The following is a 15075-nucleotide window of genomic DNA, read 5'->3' as shown; positions in this document are numbered from 1 at the left end:
TGGCCTGTTCGGAAAAATCTAACGGACCCTTCATGCGTTCGATATCGCAGACATTCCGCTGTTTCGACGAAGTCGCGCGGCGCGGCTCGATTCGCAAGGCGGCCGACGCGCTGCACCTGACCGCCGCGGCGGTGCACCAGCAGGTCCGCAATCTCGAGGAGCAGGTCGGCGTGCCGCTGTTCGACCGGCTGCCGCGCGGCATGCAGCTGACGCTCGCTGGCGAGATCGTGATCGCGGCCGTGCGGCGCAGTCAGCGCGATTTCGACAACGCGCTGACGCAGGTCGAGGACCTGCGCGCGCTGCGGCGCGGGCACGTGAATCTCGCGGTGCCCGCATCGACGGCGGAAAAGCTCGTGCCCGACGCGATCCTCGCCGCGATGCAGCACTATCCCGGCGTCACGTACAGCGTGCGCTCGGGAAACGGCGAGAGCATCGTGCGCTGGGTCGAGACGGGCGAGGTCGACATCGGTTACGCGCTGCGCCGGCGCACCGCGGCGGGCGTCGTCGAGGTGCGCGCGTTCGCGCAGCCGCTGGGTGTCGTCACGGCGCCCGGTCATCCGCTGGCGTCGACGGGCGGCAAGGTGCGGATGCGCGACTGTTTCGCGCATCCGCTGATCCTGATGACGCCCGACACGGAACTGCGCGCGATGTTCGACCAGATCGATGCGCGGCAGCCGCGCAGCGTGCGGCCGCTGGTCGAAACCGGTTCGGTGTCGATGGTGCGGCGCCTTGCGGCCGAAGGCGCCGGCGTCGGTTTCCTGATCGCGGAAAACGTGGCGGACGACGTGGCTGCCGGCCGGCTCGCGTGGACGCCGCTGGCCGATGCGGGCGCACGCTCGTTCAGTTGCATCTACCAGCGGGCGGACATGAGCGCGACGGTCGCGATGACGATGTTTCTCGCGTTCTTTTCCGAGGCGATCGACGCGATGGAGCACGGTTTCGCGCGCGGCGGCCGGGCGGCCGGCACGCGTCGCCGGGCGAACAGGTAACGCCGTCACGATGCGAGCCGCATCGGCGTATCGCCATGCGCTGCAATGCAGCAGCCAACCCGCATGCCGGTTCGGTGACGTAGCGCACACGACGTCCGGTTGCATGACGTCATTTCCTTATTGCGGAAAAAATTTTGTCCATGGGACTATCGAACGCGTTGCCCGTGCACCGAGGGGGTTGCAGGCGACAGGATGTCCATCGCAACGACCGACAAGAACATCGGCAGACCATGAACAGAACAGCGATTTTTCCGTATGCGTCCGCGTTGCTCGCGGCCGCCCTGCTGACCGCGTGCGGCGGCGACGTCGAGAACGAGACGGCCCGCACGACGACACCTTCCACCGATGCGAGCTGCCTCGCGGTCGACAACAGCGGCGCGACGGTCGTGGTGGGCTCGAACCAGCCGGGCGACCCGTCGCTGCCGGAAGCATCGTCGGGCTATCGCACCGGGATGAAGCCCGTCTATGCGAAAACCTATCTGGTGGCCACGTCGAACGCGTATGCGAGCGCGGCCGGTTGCGCGGTGCTGAAGAAGGGCGGCACGGCCGCCGACGCGGCGGTCGCCGTGCAGGCCGTGCTCGGGTTGACCGTCCCCGAGGCGACCGGCCTCGGGTCGGGCGGCGTGCTGCTCTACTACGATGCGCGCGGCAAGACGCTGCAGGCATACGACGGCCGCGAAACCGCGCCGGCCGCCGCGACCGAGAACTACCTGCGCTATGTCGATGACGCGACCGACCATTCGGCGCCGCTGCCGAACGCGCGCGCGAGCGGCCGTTCGATCGGCACGATCGGCGTGCCGCGGCTCATCGAGGCGCTGCAACAGGATCACGGCCGCTTGCCGTGGCAGAACCTGTTCGGCGACGCGATCACGCTCGCGACCAACGGTTTCCCGATCGGCGGCCGGCTGGCCGACGCGATCGCGGCGAACGCCGCGAACCTGAAGCGCGACCCCGAAGCCGCCGCGTATTTCCTGAACGCCGACGGTTCGCCGAAGACGCTCGGCACCGTACTGAAGAATCCCGCCTACGCGCGCACGCTGTCGCTGATGGCGCAGTCGGGCGCGAATGCGCTGTACACGGGGCAGATCGCGCAGGACATCGTCGCGAAGATCGCGGTGGCGAAGGGCGCGGACGGCTCGACGCTCACGCCGGGCAAGACGACCGTCGCGGATCTTGCCGCCTATCAGGCGAAGCGTCGCGAACCGGTGTGCACGACCTATCGCAGTTACTGGGTCTGCGGGATGCCGCCGCCGTCGTCGGGCGGCATCGCGGTCGCATCGGCGCTCGGCATTCTCGAGAATTACGACTTGAAGCTGCTGAAGCCGACGGCGATCGATCTCGAAGGCGGCAAGCCGACGGTCGCGGGTGTTCACCTCATCACCGAGGCCGAACGGCTCGCGTATGCCGACCGCGACAAGTACGTGGCCGATACCGACTTCGTGCCGCTGCCGGGCGGCACGTGGGACACGCTGCTGAACAAGCCGTACCTGAAATCGCGCGCGGCGCTGATCGACACGACCAAAAGCATGGGCACCGCGCAGCCCGGCAATTTCGGTGCTGTGCCCCTCGGCGTCGACACGACGCTGATCGAGCACGGCACGAACCAGTTCACGATCGTGGACGGCGACGGCAACGTGCTGAGCGCGACGACGACGGTCGAGTCGAGCATGGGCTCGTTCCACATGACCAACGGCTTCCTGCTGAACAACCAGCTGACCGACTTTTCCGCGAACCCGCTCGACACGTCCGGCAATCCGGTGGCGAACCGCCTGCAGCCGGGCAAGCGGCCGCGCAGCTCGATGGCGCCGACGATCGTGTTCGGGCAGGCCGCCGACGGCTCGCGCGGCGACTTCGTGATGGCGACCGGTTCGCCGGGCGGCGGCACGATTCCGCAATACGTGGTCAAGACGCTGGTCGGCGCGCTCGACTGGGGGCTCGACGCGCAGCAGTCGGCAGGACTCGTCGACTTCGGCGCGAGCAACAGCCCGACGACCACGATCGGCGGCGAGCATCCGAACGTCAACGCGGCGAACAACGGCGCGAACGATCCGCTGATCACGGGGCTGCTCGCGCTCGGGCACAAGGTATCGACGTCCGCGCAGGCGAGCGGCGTCAACACGGTGATGCGCGTGAGGGTTGGCCAGTCGCCGGCGTTGCAGGGCGGCACCGATCCGCGTCGCGAAGGCGTCGTGCTCGGCGATACGTTCCGGCCGTAACCGGGCGGCATGCGCGCGGCCCCGGTCCGCTGGTTGGCGGCCGGGGCCGTGCTTCGTGAAGAGGCCGCGTCGACGGCCGGGCAATCCTCATCCTTCGGAATGCAGATGAAATCGGCTGGCTTTCCCTGATGCATGACGATCAGGCGAATCGCCGGCGCGAAGGAGTCGGTCGCCACAGTTCATACCTGTCCGTTGTCAAATACGGCGTTCACCCCGCCGCAAGCCCCCGATTGTCAAACAGTGTGAGTCAATCGTCAGCATTTGCAACTGAAGTAACAGTCCCCGCAATTCGATCGTTTTGCCCGCCGGCGCCGCTACATTAGCTCCACCTGCCGCATGTCGTGGCGAGGCATGCGACCAGCCGCACGAAGGCGGCCCGCAGCAACAACGTCTTTGGGGAGAATGACCATGAACAAGATTCGTACGATTCTGCTGGGTGCCGCTCTGACGGCGATGGCGACGTCGGCTGCATTTGCCCAGACGGCCCAAACCGGCGCCCAGGGTTCCGCAGGCGTCGGCGCCCAGGTCCAGACGCCGCTGCTCGGCGGCGGCGTGGGCGTGCAGGCTGGCGCCGGCGCGGATGCGGCGGGCTCGGGTTCGGGCGCGGGCAATGTCGTCGGCGGCGCGCTGAACGGCGTCGGCAAGACGGTCGGCGGCGTGGGCTCGGCAGCCGGCACGGCAGTGGGCGGCGCGACGCAGGCGGTCGGTTCGGCGGCCGGCGCGACGAAGGATGCGGCGGCATCGGCCGTGCGCTCGACGAAGTCGCACGTGAAGCACGTCGCAGGCTCGGCGAAGAGCCATGCACAAGGCGCGATGTCGACGGCAGGCGACGTCGCGGGCGGCGCGAAAGCGAAGGCCGGTGACGCGCTCGAAGGCGCGACGAACTCGGTGCAGGGCGGCGCATCGGTCGGCGTGAAGGGTTCGGCGTCGGCGCAAGGCGGCGCGCTGTAACAAGCAGCACGCATCCCGTCACGGCCCGGCCCGCTTCGATGCGGGCCGGGTTTTTCTATTGAGGAACGCGATGCGTCGTGCACGGTGCCTCATGTCGAAACACGGGAAAGGGAATGTATCGATATTGATTAGGATCGCAAAAGTAACAAGCAGCTGATCGACTGAGCTTGACACTGAAAGGAGACGACTGTCGGGCCGGAGGGCAAGCTGACCGGCTTGTAGGTCGAGTGGCTAGCGGCCTCAAATATCACGTTCATGATCCAGTGACCACGGTCGTAAATACATTTGCAATGATGGAATAAAGTATTTGCAAGGAAAGTGGCAATTAGTTTATAAATACGAGCGTTTTTTATTTTCTCTGCCGATCGCAACCATTGGCGTTGAACGGGGCGTCAGATGACCGTGACACTGTTTGACGTGTGTCAGCATGTGCGCCTTTCTCGTGACCATGAATACCGCCTGCAAAGCCAACGCTGTGCCGGCGTTGGGGATCCCGTCGAAATTGCTGAGCTCGTCAGCCATGCCTGATGAATCGCAGGCGAAACACGGTATTTTTGTTATCGAAACGCTGATTACCTGATCAGTGGAAGTCGTGAGCCATCTTGTGGTTCGCGTTGGCGATAATGTGATCTTTGTTAATCTATGCAATTCGAATTGCGAAATGATCGGCATGCATGTAATAAAAAATGAAATGATCGTCGATTCCATTTTTTTGCCGTGCAATCCGGAATTCGAAAGAAAAGATTCCATGATTAATACGCTACAGGGCAAGACGCACCCGCGGTGATTAAACGTGTCGCCAGCCTCCCGCCACATCCGCACGGGCACTGTCGCGCTCGCAGAGTCAGATCGCGTACCGCTATCGGCAATGCGCGATGCGGCTGCGTTGCGATCTAGCGCGTCGATGCTGGTCGCGGCACGTCAATGTTCAAGTCGACCTGCACACGGCGTGTGGCAGGCCCCTTCGGACGATCACGCTGAAGGTCCGGGACGCGCAGCGCGACGACGACGTGACGTTCAACGTCGTGTTACCGCCGACGGTGGCGTCATGACGGTCGACACGGGCGCCATGCCTGATTACTGGATGAGTTCCATTCACGGAGAGGCTTCAATGCGAAAAGTCATGCTGTACTGGATGCTGTTGCTGCTTGCGCCGTTGGCATCGGCTATCGCGAACATGGCCCATGCGGGGCCGGCGAGCGAAGCGTCGGCGCCGGCCGCGGCCGTGCCCGCAGCGGCACGCGCAGACCGGCTGCCCGCCTATCAGCCGCGATTCGGGCGCACGCGCCCGATCGTCGCCGTCGTCGGCGAAAACGACTATACCGAGCTGACTGATTACGTCGTTCCCTATGGGATCGTGGCCGAATCGGGTGCGGCGGATCTCGTCGCGCTTGCCACGAAACCGGGCCCCATCCGGATGTTCCCGGCACCGATGAACGTCATTCCGGACGAAACCACCGCCCAGTTCGACGAGCGCGTGCCCCAAGGGGCAGACTATGTGATCGTGCCGGCCGTGCATCGCGACAGCGATCCGACGCTGCTTGCATGGGTTGCCGAGCAGGCGAAGAAGGGCGCGACGATCATCGGCGTGTGCGACGGCGTCTGGGTCGTCGCACGCGCGGGGCTGCTGGAAGGCCGCCGCGCAACGGGGCACTGGTACTCGATGAGCGATCTCCGCAAGAAGTTTGCCGATATGCGCTGGGTCGACGGCAAGCGTTACGTTGCCGATGGCAAGGTCGTCACGACGACCGGTGTCACCGCGACGATTCCTGTATCGCTTGCGCTCGTCGAGGCGCTCGCCGGGCGCGAACGCGCGCTGCAGGTCGCCGAGCGACTCGGAAGCCCTGCCTGGTCGTCCGAGATCGCGAGCGACCGCTTCAACCTCGGTTTGCCGGCGATGGCGACGATCGCAACCAATTATGTGTCGTTCTGGTCGCATCGGGATGTCGGTATCCCGATTGCGCCGGGTGTCGACGAAATTGCGCTGGTGCTCGAGGCCGACGCCTATTCCACGACGTTCCGCTCGACCGCCTACACGGTTGCCGCGAACCGTGAACCCGTGCGCACCCGGCGCGGGTTGACGATCGTTCCCGACTGCGTGGCCGGCGTCGACGCGCCTACGCGGATGTTGTCTGCCCCGATCACGCGCTATCCGTTGCATGCGCTCGATGCATCGCTGAATGCGATCTCGTCTGAATTCGGCAAGCGCACGGCCGCATGGGTCGCACTACAGATGCAGTATCCGGGCTACTGAGCTGCGCATCGCAGCGTCGCCCAGTTCGTCCCCGAGCCTGTCGGTTCTCCGCCCGCTTCCGGGGGCGCCGAGCTCGTCCCTGTCGATCCGTATTTGCTTTGGAGATTCCGAGCGCGTATGGGCGCTGCGCGATCCTCGCACTCGCCGCTGTGCCGCGTTCGGCGAAAGGAAGGATTGACCGGGTCCGGCTACTTTCCGATGACGTCGGGATTTGCAAGCATGATCGCCATGCGACGCCTCGCGACATGGTGGAAATGGCGATTCACGAAATCTTGTTCAGGTCCCTGGACCGAGGAGACGACCCCTGCCCATTGCCTGCGCGCCATGCTTAAATAGCAGGGCTCCCGACCGCCGGCCGCCGTGATGGCAGCACCGGCCGGCACGGGCCAGCATGTCCGATCGACACCGTGACGACAGACGATACGAAAACGCCGTTCCGGCCCGCCCGGCGCGGTTCGATAACATTCCGAGGCATCACGTCATGACCATCCTGTTCCGTCTTCTCGCGCTCGCCTGCGCGCTCTGGCTGGCCGCTTGCGCGGCGCCGCCCTCGCCCCCGCCGTCCGCCAGTCCCGCCGCGTCCGTCGCCGCACCGGACGCCAGCGAGCGCCGCGGGCTCGGCACCGCGTGGGGCGAGTCGGTGCGATCCGAAACCCGGCAGGTCGAATTCGAACGCGCGGATCCGGCGACGCCGACGGATCTCGCGTCGGTCTACTACAACGACGTGTTGCCCGGCCATCTTCCCGCGTCGCAGGTGCGCCGGCTGCCGACCCGCGTCGCGCTCGCGAACGGCGACATCGCGCTGTCGTTTACCGACGAAAAGGGCGCGCCGCTGCGTCTCGCGCGCAGCAACGGCCGCTGGCACATGGCGGGCGTCGAGGGTTCGCGCTACATGATCGTGTTGCGCAACCAGGGGCGCCGCGCGTTCGAAGTCGTGTCGACGGTCGACGGGCTCGACGTGCGGTCGGGGCGGCCGGGCAGCTATACGAACGGCGGCTACGTGCTGTATCCGGGCCGCACGCTGACGATCGAGGGCTTCCGCAAGAGCCGCGACGAAGTCGCCGCGTTCCGCTTCGCGGCCGTGCCCGACAGCTATGTCGCGAACTCGAAGTACGGCGATACCGCGAACGTGGGCGTGATCGGCATCGCGCTGTTCGCGCAGAAGGAGAACGACGAGGACGCGCTGCGTCGCAACGCGAATCCGTTCCCCGGCAACGACAACGGCTTTGCGCCGCCGCCCGTCCCGCGCGGCGAGTGAGCGCATGTAGCCGGGCGCCCGCGTCCGTCACGACGTACGCGGGACGATCCTGCGTGTTTCCCTGCACGTTCAACGCGTTCCCGGCTCCGTTTCGCTGTCACGCGATCGTGCTGCGGCACAATGTCGGTTCGCATCGGTATCGGGTGCTTTCGCGCCATCCGGACCGATGGAGGACGCATGTCGCCGCCCGCTTTCAGGTACCATCCCGACCCGCTTGAAACGGGCAGCGCGATCCGGTCCGGCGCGTGCCGCATGTGCTGCGGCACGCCCGGCGGCTACCGGGATGACGCTCGACGGCACGGGCCCGTGCGAGCGGCGTCGCCCCTTCGCCATGAAACAGAGGAACCTTCGTGAAGTTCATCCACGCGGCAGACATTCACCTTGACAGCCCGTTGCACGGCCTGAGCGCGTATCCCGACGCGCCGGCCGCGCAGTTGCGCAACGCGTCGCGCGAGGCGCTGCGGCAACTCGTGGATCGCGCGATCGAAGAAGAAGTCGCGTTCCTCGTGATCGCGGGCGACCTGTACGACGGCGACTGGAAGGATCACAACACGGGCATCTTCTTCGGCCAGCAGATGGGGCGCCTGCGCAAGGCCGGCATCCGCGCGTTCGTCCTCGGCGGCAACCACGATGCCGAAAGCGAGATGACGAAGAAGCTGACGCTGCCCGACAACGTCACCGTGTTCGGCCACCGCAAGCCGGAAACCGTCAGGCTGCCGGAATTCGACGTCGCATTGCACGGGCAGAGTTTCAAGGACAAGGCCGTCGTCGACAATCTCGCGATCGGCTATCCGGACCCGGTGCCCGGGCACTACAACATCGGCGTGCTGCACACGGCGCTCGAAGGGTATGCGGCACACGCGAACTATGCGCCGTGCACGCTGGCCGAACTGCACGCGAAAGGCTACGACTACTGGGCGCTCGGTCACGTGCACGAATTCCAGCAATGGACGGGCCCGTCCACCGTCGTGTTTCCCGGCAACCTGCAGGGGCGCCATATCCGCGAGACGGGCCGACGCGGCGCGGTGCTCGTGACGGTCGAGCAAGGCAGGACGCAGGTCGAGCGCCTGTATCTGGACGTGCTGCGTTGGGAAGCCGTGTCGGTCGATGCGTCCGATTGCCTGTCGGTGGCCGATTTGTCGCGAAAGATCGGCCAGTCGCTGGAGGCGCTGTTGACCGTCGACGGCCACGTGCCGCGCGCGGTGCGCGTCACCGTCACCGGGCGCACGCCCGCGCACGGCCTTTTCTTCGGCCGCGCGCCGCAGTTGCGTGCGGAGGTGCTGAACCAGATCGGCATCATCGGCAACGAGCGGCTGTGGCTCGAGAAGGTTCGGCTCGCGACGTCCGCCGCCGATCATCAGCAGGGCGAGAGCGAGCAACTTGAAGCGCTGGAGGATCTAAAGCAGATCCTGGCCGACGCCGCGCACGATCCGGATTTCCTCGCGCTGCTCGAACGCGACCTGAAGCCGTTCGTCGGCAAGGTCCGCAGCGACGTGAAGGAGGACGTGCCGTTGCTGACGATGGCGCGCGCGGGCGAGCTGACGGCGCTGGTCGAGCAGGTCGGGCCCGCGTTGCTCGCGCGGCTGGCGAGGGGGGAGTAAGCGATGCGCATCAGCCAGCTCGATCTGATCAAGTACGGCAAGTTCACCGACGAGACGCTGCGTTTCCCGCCGGCCGGCGAGGATTTTCATGTGATCGTCGGGCCGAACGAGGCCGGCAAGTCGACGATCCGCACGGCCGTGTCCGAGTTGCTGTTCGGGATGAAGCTGCAGACGCCGCTCGATTTCCTGCACAGCACGCCCGAGTTGCGGATCGGCGGCGTGCTGGAGAGCGGCACGGGCGAACTCGCGTTCCACCGTGCGCGCGGGCGCAGTCCGTTGCGTACGCCCGCCGACGACAAGCTGCCCGACGACTATCTGGCGGCGATCCTCGACGGCGCGACGCGCGAATTCTTCGAGCAGATGTTCGGGCTCGATCACGGGCGGCTGGTCGATGGCGGCCGCAGCATTCTCGACGCATCGGACAAGCTCGGCCAGGTGCTGTTCGAATCGGCTGCCGGCGTCGGCAGCCTCGGGCCGGTGCGCGAGGAACTCGACGCGCGCGCGCTCGAATTGTGGGCGCCGCGTCGCAGCGGCAGCGCGTTTGCGCTGGCCGAAACGGCGTTCAACGAAGCCGTGACCGAACTGAAGACGGTCCAGGTGCGCACGCGCGACTGGGTGGATCGCAAGGACGCGCGCGAAGCGGTCGAGCAGCAGATCGAGCAGGCGCGCGCGGAACAGCGCCGGCTCGAAGCGCTGCGCTCGAAGCTCGAACGCGTGCGGCGGCTCGCGCCGTACCTGAAGGAGCTGACGGTCAAGGACGCGGCGCTCGCCGAACTGGGCGCGGTCGTCGAGTTGCCGCCGACCGCGTATGCGGATCTGCTGAAGGCGCAGGGCGATCTCGCGGCCGAGCAGAAGGTGCTCGAGGAACGGCGCGCCGACCTGCTCGCGAAGCGGCAGGCGCGCGATGCGATCGCGGCTGACGCCGACACGCTGGCGCTCGAAGCCGATATCGAGGCGCTCGACCGGCTGCGCGGCGCATGCATGAATCACGCGCAGGATCTGCTGCTGCTCGGCGCGGACGTCGAGCGGCACCTGTCCGCCGCGTCGTCGTCGGCCGCGCAGCTTGGTTGGCCGACGGACGAAGCGTCGCTGCGCGCCGCGTTGCCGACGGCGCTGTCGCTGAAGACGGTCGCGAACCTGCTGCGCGAACACGGCGCGCTGCACCAGGCGCTCGCCGGCGCGCGCGAATCGCTCGATGAACGCACGCGCGAGCTGGCGCAGGTCCGGGAACAACAGGCGCGCCTGTCGACCGTCGACGTGCCGGAAGCGTTGCGCGCGGCGCTGGCCGACGCGCAGGGCTTTCGCAACAGCGGCCCGCGCGAGCAGGCGCTGGCGCACGAAATTGCGGCTGCCGAACGCACGCTGTCCGACGCGCTCGATGCGCTCGGCCAGTGGCGCATGCCGGTCGACGCGCTGCGCGCGCTCGACGTGCCGTCGGCGGCGCGGCTCGGCGCGCTGCTCAAGGAAGACAGCGAACGCGCCAGCGCGGCCGCTGCCGCGCGCGACGCGCGGGATGGCGCACTCGAAGAGCTCGAACGGCTTGAACTGCAGGAGAAGCATTTCTCGGAGAACCACAAGGTCGTCACGACCGCCGACGTGCTGGCGGCGCGCGCGCGTCGCGACGGCGCGTGGGGCGAGATCCGCAGCGGCGCCGTCGATCTCGCGACGGGCGCACCGGCGGTCGACGACGCGATTCGCCTCGCCGACGAACTCGTCGATGCGCAGCTCGGCGCGACCCAGGCCGCGGCGACGCTGCAGTCGCTGCGTCAGCAGGTCGAATCCGCGCGTGCGGGCGTGGCGCGCCGGCAGGCCACGCTGGACGAACGCGAGCGCGAACTCGCCGCCCATCGCGACGCCTGGGCCGCGCTCGCGACGGCGGCCGCGGTGCCCGGCATGCCGCTGGCGGCGATGGGAGACTGGCTCGCGAAGCGCGACACGGTGTTCGCCGCGCAGGCCGATCTCGATCGTCAGCGCCGTGAATTCGACACGATGCGTGCTGCCCGCGCCGGCGCCGAAGCCGCGCTGCGTGCGGCGTTGCTGACGGTATCGCGGGGCGGCGAGTCGGACGGGCTGGCCGCGCTCGTCGCCGTCGCCGAGACGTTCGTCCAGTCGGCCGAGAAAGCGGCCGCACAGAAGGACAGCCTCGACGATCGCGCACGGGAAGCCGAACGCGGATGCGCGACCGCGCAGTCGCGAGCCGGTCATGCGCAGGCGGCTTACGACGCGTGGCAAGCGCAATGGCGCGACGCGCTGGCCAACGCGAAACTGTCCGCGAGCGCGACGACGCTGGCTGCGGCGGAAGGTGCGCTCGGGCTCGCGAATACGGTGACGGTCGAGCTGGCCGATGCCGATGCGCCGCGCAACCGGATCACTGCGATCCGCGCGGAGCTGGCCGCGCTCGAGGCCGGCGCGCGGCGGCTTGCCGAAGCGCTCGCGCCCGAGTGGCTGGCGAGCGGCGACTGGCCGGACGTGGCGCGCCGGCTGGCGATGCGTCTCGCGGCCGCCCGGGAAATCGCGCGTGCGATCGAGCGTGCCGACGAGGCGGTGCGGCAGGCCGACGACAAGGTCGCGGATGCGGCTGCCGCGGTGGCCGGCGCCGATGCGCGCATCCAGCCGCTGCTGCAACTGGCCGGCGTCGCGTCGATCGACGCGGCGCTGCCGCTGGCCGAGCGCTCGGATCGGCAGCGCCAGCTTCGGCAGGCGGTCGATGCTGCGCACGAGGCGCTGGTGCGCGACGGCGACGGGCTTTCCCGATCCGCCGTCGAGGCCGAGGTGGCGGAACAGGACATCGCCGACGTGCCGGCGCATCTCGAAGCGGTGAAGCAGTCGCTCGGCGATGTCGGCAAGCGGCTGAACGAGCTGGCGCAGCAGCAGGTCGTGGCCGACCAGGCGTTCGGCGCGATCGACGGCCAGGCGAACGCGGCCGTCGCCGAGTCGAAACGGCAGGAGGCGCTGGCGGCGATGGGCGACGCGGCCGAACAGTATCTGGAGGCAGCCACGGCGAGCCGCTTGCTGAAGTGGGCGACGGATCGCTACCGCGACCAGAAGCAGGGGCCGATGCTCCGGCGCGCGGGCGAGATTTTCGCCGGGCTCACGCTGGGCGAATTCGCGAAGCTGACCGTCGATACCGAACGGACGCCGCCCGCGCTATATGCACGGCGTACGAGGGGAACGTCGGTCGAGGTCGCCGGGCTGAGCGAAGGGACGCGCGATCAGCTGTTCCTCGCGCTGCGGATCGCGGCGCTGGAGTTGCAGCTCGGCAGCCGCACGGCGCTGCCGTTCGTCGCCGACGACCTGTTCATCAATTTCGACGATGCGCGCGCGAAGGCGGGGCTCGATGCGCTGCGCGATCTGTCGACGCGCACCCAGGTGCTGTTCCTGACGCACCACGACCACCTGCTGCCGCTCGTGAGGGACGTCTTCGGCGCGCGGGTCAACGTGGTCGAGTTGCAGCGCGCGCCGGCCGGCGCGTGATGCGGGGTACGCCGGGATGCCGGTGCACGGGAAGGGTCATCGCGTACAGGTAGTATGAGCGGTTCCGAAACGCATGCGGCCGGTTCAACGGTCGCGGGTCTGGCCACACGAGGGGGGAATATGAAGAAGCTGGTAGCCGCGATTGCGTTCGCGGCGGACAAGCATCGCAATCAACGGCGCAAGGATGAAGAGGCGTCGCCGTACATCAATCATCCGATCGCGCTCGCCGACGTGCTGGCCAACGAGGCCGGCGTCGAGGACGAACGCGTGATCGTCGCGGCCGTGTTGCACGACACGGTCGAGGATACGGAGACGACCGAGCAGGAGTTGCTGCGGCTGTTCGGCAAGGATGTGGCGGACATCGTGATGGAAGTCACCGACGACAAGTCGCTGCCGAAGGACGAGCGCAAGCGTCTGCAGGTCGAGCACGCGGCCACCATCAGCCGGCGCGCAAAGCTCGTGAAGCTGGCCGACAAGATCTGCAACCTGCGCGACATCGCCCGGCATCCGCCCGCGGACTGGCCGCTCGAGCGCAAGCAGGCGTATTTCGACTGGGCGAAGTCGGTCGTCGACCCGATGCGCGGCGTCCATCCCGGTCTCGAGGCGATCTTCGATACCGCGTACGCCGCACGGCCGGCGGACTGACGCACGCACATGCGCTCGGCCCGATCCGCCGCGCGACAACCGGCTGCCGTGGCGGGTGTCGATGTCGGCGGCGACAAGAAGCTGTGCGATCTCGTGATCCTGCGTGGCTCGACGGTCGTCTGCCGGGAAGCGCGGATCGCGCCCGAGTCGCTGCCTTCACTGTGCCTCGCCCATGATGTCGTGGCCATTGGCGTCGACGCGCCGAGCCTGTGGTGGACCGGGAGCGGCCGCCGCGCGGCCGAACAGGCGCTCGCGCGCGAACGAATCTCGTGCTTTCCGACGCCGTCGCGGGAGCAGGCCGTCGCGAGCACGTCGGGCTTCTTCGACTGGATGTTCATGGGGGAGCGCGTCTACCGCTCGCTCGCGGACGCCTATCCGTTGCTGACCGGCGCGCGCTACGCGGGCGGACGGGCGAGCTTCGAAACCTATCCGTATGCGATTACCTGCGCGATGCTGGGCAAGGCCGTGGCGTCGGCGAAGCAGAAGCGCAACCAGCGCCGGCAATTGCTGGCGCGGGTGGGCATCGACGTATCGACGCTGCGCTCCGTCGATGCGCGAGACGCGACCCTGTGCGCGTTGACGGCGCAATACGTGATCGACGGGAACGCGTATGCGTATGGCGATGCGGCGGGCGGATACATCCGCGTGCCGGCGATGAGCGAGACAATCGTGCTGGATTCGCCGTAGGCGCGACGTGCGGCTCTGCGCGGGATGGCGGTCGCAGGGTGGCCGCTTCGTGCGGGAAGATGCGGCAGGCCCGGCGACGAAGATTGTCAGCTAGCGACTATCGGCGGGCACGACGCGAGGACGATGCACCGCGCGATTCCGGGTGAGCCTCTTCAATCCTCGAGGATGGATTTCGGCACGCTGGACAGGTCGCAGGCTTGCGCGTGCTCGAAGTAGCTGTCCGCATCGTCGATCATCACGACCGCGACGTCGATCAGCTCGTCCAGCCGTTGCAGCAGCGATTCCCGCCACTCGATGTCTTCGTCGCGTTCGGGCGCCTTGTCCAGCTGCTCGATGATCGAGTCGGCCGTCTGCAGGAATGGAATGGCCTGCTGATAGTTTTCGATCGAGACCAGCGCCGCATTGCGCGCGCCGACGAGCCGCTCGCGATGCGTGTCCGCCAGTTCGGATTCGCCGCTGATGCGCGGCAACATGTCCGAGATGCGCTGCAGAAGCGGCGGGACCTGTTCTTCCAGCAGGATCGCGCGCTCGCGCAGGGCGGCATATTCGTCGCGAAGGTCGGTGTCGCCGGGTTGAGTCGTGCTGTCCATCATCGATATGCGTGCGTGGTTCGGTCGCGGCATGATACTCGACCTCGCCAGGTTCCTTGCCCGTTCCGCGTCTTCCTATATAGAAGGAAAGAGGCGTGTTCGTCATATCTTTAGAGGGCGGCGCGCGGTGCGTTTCTCGGCCCGTTGAGCCCAAAGCCCCCGTGCGCGGCAGCGCACGGAGGCTTTTTCAAACTTTCTTCACAAAGGGCTTGCGCGGACGGGGGCGGGTGCTTAGAATCACGCCTCTTTCGCGCTAACGGAAACGCAGCGCGGGAAGAAGGGAAGCGGTGCTGTTGAGGTTCGGTGGTAGCGAGCCTCGGCGGTACGGAAGTTGAGCCCCGCAGTCGCAACGAAGTAGGTAAAAAGTTGTTGACGAACTGCGAAACACGGTTCATAATCTCGCTTCTCTG

The 15075-nt window shown here is 67.3% G+C and carries 11 protein-coding genes; 9 read left to right on the top strand and 2 right to left on the bottom strand.

All coding sequences use genetic code 11. The features are described from left to right. Window positions 1–32: 32 nt before the first annotated feature. From HWW87_RS13770 to HWW87_RS13760, 3 genes are all read left to right on the top strand, one after another. On the top strand, window positions 33–989 hold the full coding sequence (locus HWW87_RS13770) for a LysR family transcriptional regulator (protein WP_175821470.1): 957 nt from the start codon (window positions 33–35) through the stop codon (window positions 987–989). Between the two features lie 230 nt (window positions 990–1219). Continuing rightward, window positions 1220–3205, top strand: a complete 1986-nt coding sequence (locus HWW87_RS13765) for a gamma-glutamyltransferase family protein (protein WP_175820739.1) — start codon at window positions 1220–1222, stop codon at window positions 3203–3205. Between the two features lie 408 nt (window positions 3206–3613). Next, on the top strand, window positions 3614–4156 hold the full coding sequence (locus HWW87_RS13760) for a hypothetical protein (RefSeq protein ID WP_175820738.1): 543 nt from the start codon (window positions 3614–3616) through the stop codon (window positions 4154–4156). A gap of 330 nt (window positions 4157–4486) precedes the next feature. Here the strand turns inward: HWW87_RS13760 and HWW87_RS13755 are convergent, their stop codons facing one another. Further along, on the bottom strand, window positions 4487–4678 hold the full coding sequence (locus HWW87_RS13755; protein ID WP_175820737.1) for a hypothetical protein: 192 nt from the start codon (window positions 4676–4678) through the stop codon (window positions 4487–4489). A 346-nt stretch (window positions 4679–5024) separates the two neighbouring features. Here HWW87_RS13755 and HWW87_RS13750 point away from each other — a divergent pair, with 346 nt between their 5' ends. The 6 genes from HWW87_RS13750 (at window position 5025) to HWW87_RS13725 (ending at window position 14075) form a co-directional block, all read left to right on the top strand. Beyond that, window positions 5025–6410, top strand: coding sequence for a DJ-1/PfpI family protein (locus tag HWW87_RS13750; protein WP_244107215.1), 1386 nt, complete (start codon window positions 5025–5027; stop codon window positions 6408–6410). 481 nt (window positions 6411–6891) lie between these two features. Continuing rightward, on the top strand, window positions 6892–7668 hold the full coding sequence (locus HWW87_RS13745; protein WP_175820736.1) for a hypothetical protein: 777 nt from the start codon (window positions 6892–6894) through the stop codon (window positions 7666–7668). A 350-nt stretch (window positions 7669–8018) separates the two neighbouring features. Next, window positions 8019–9269 carry a DNA repair exonuclease gene (locus HWW87_RS13740; protein ID WP_175820735.1) on the top strand — a complete coding sequence of 417 codons (1251 nt, stop codon included), beginning with the start codon at window positions 8019–8021 and terminating at the stop codon, window positions 9267–9269. 3 nt (window positions 9270–9272) lie between these two features. After that, window positions 9273–12743, top strand: coding sequence for a YhaN family protein (locus tag HWW87_RS13735; protein WP_175820734.1), 3471 nt, complete (start codon window positions 9273–9275; stop codon window positions 12741–12743). 120 nt (window positions 12744–12863) lie between these two features. After that, complete coding sequence (locus HWW87_RS13730; RefSeq protein WP_027786250.1) at window positions 12864–13388, top strand: HD domain-containing protein; 525 nt, start codon at window positions 12864–12866, stop codon at window positions 13386–13388. A 9-nt stretch (window positions 13389–13397) separates the two neighbouring features. After that, the gene (locus HWW87_RS13725; RefSeq protein ID WP_175820733.1) at window positions 13398–14075 is read left to right on the top strand and encodes a DUF429 domain-containing protein; all 678 of its coding nucleotides are present in this window, start codon (window positions 13398–13400) and stop codon (window positions 14073–14075) included. Between the two features lie 152 nt (window positions 14076–14227). On the opposite strand, the gene HWW87_RS13720 is transcribed toward HWW87_RS13725, so the two are convergent. Further along, a complete protein-coding gene (locus HWW87_RS13720; RefSeq protein ID WP_244107214.1) occupies window positions 14228–14665 on the bottom strand; it encodes an ATPase in 438 nt (145 codons plus the stop codon). Between the last annotated feature and the right edge of the window lie 410 nt (window positions 14666–15075).

Source organism: Burkholderia sp. BCC0419, assembly GCF_902830285.1.
Classification (GTDB): domain Bacteria; phylum Pseudomonadota; class Gammaproteobacteria; order Burkholderiales; family Burkholderiaceae; genus Burkholderia.
Note: the sequence above shows the minus strand (reverse complement) of the source record. Positions and strands in the feature narration are given on the sequence as shown.

What these genes read in the sequence shown, in the direction of transcription:
- HWW87_RS13720 (WP_244107214.1), bottom strand. Translation starts at nt 14,665, where the DNA reads ATGGACAGCACGACTCAACCCGGCGACACCGACCTTCGCGACGAATAT.
- HWW87_RS13760 (WP_175820738.1), top strand. Translation starts at nt 3,614, where the DNA reads ATGAACAAGATTCGTACGATTCTGCTGGGTGCCGCTCTGACGGCGATG.
- HWW87_RS13725 (WP_175820733.1), top strand. Translation starts at nt 13,398, where the DNA reads ATGCGCTCGGCCCGATCCGCCGCGCGACAACCGGCTGCCGTGGCGGGT.
- HWW87_RS13765 (WP_175820739.1), top strand. Translation starts at nt 1,220, where the DNA reads ATGAACAGAACAGCGATTTTTCCGTATGCGTCCGCGTTGCTCGCGGCC.
- HWW87_RS13770 (WP_175821470.1), top strand. Translation starts at nt 33, where the DNA reads ATGCGTTCGATATCGCAGACATTCCGCTGTTTCGACGAAGTCGCGCGG.
- HWW87_RS13745 (WP_175820736.1), top strand. Translation starts at nt 6,892, where the DNA reads ATGACCATCCTGTTCCGTCTTCTCGCGCTCGCCTGCGCGCTCTGGCTG.
- HWW87_RS13750 (WP_244107215.1), top strand. Translation starts at nt 5,025, where the DNA reads ATGCGCGATGCGGCTGCGTTGCGATCTAGCGCGTCGATGCTGGTCGCG.
- HWW87_RS13730 (WP_027786250.1), top strand. Translation starts at nt 12,864, where the DNA reads ATGAAGAAGCTGGTAGCCGCGATTGCGTTCGCGGCGGACAAGCATCGC.
- HWW87_RS13735 (WP_175820734.1), top strand. Translation starts at nt 9,273, where the DNA reads ATGCGCATCAGCCAGCTCGATCTGATCAAGTACGGCAAGTTCACCGAC.
- HWW87_RS13755 (WP_175820737.1), bottom strand. Translation starts at nt 4,678, where the DNA reads ATGGCTGACGAGCTCAGCAATTTCGACGGGATCCCCAACGCCGGCACA.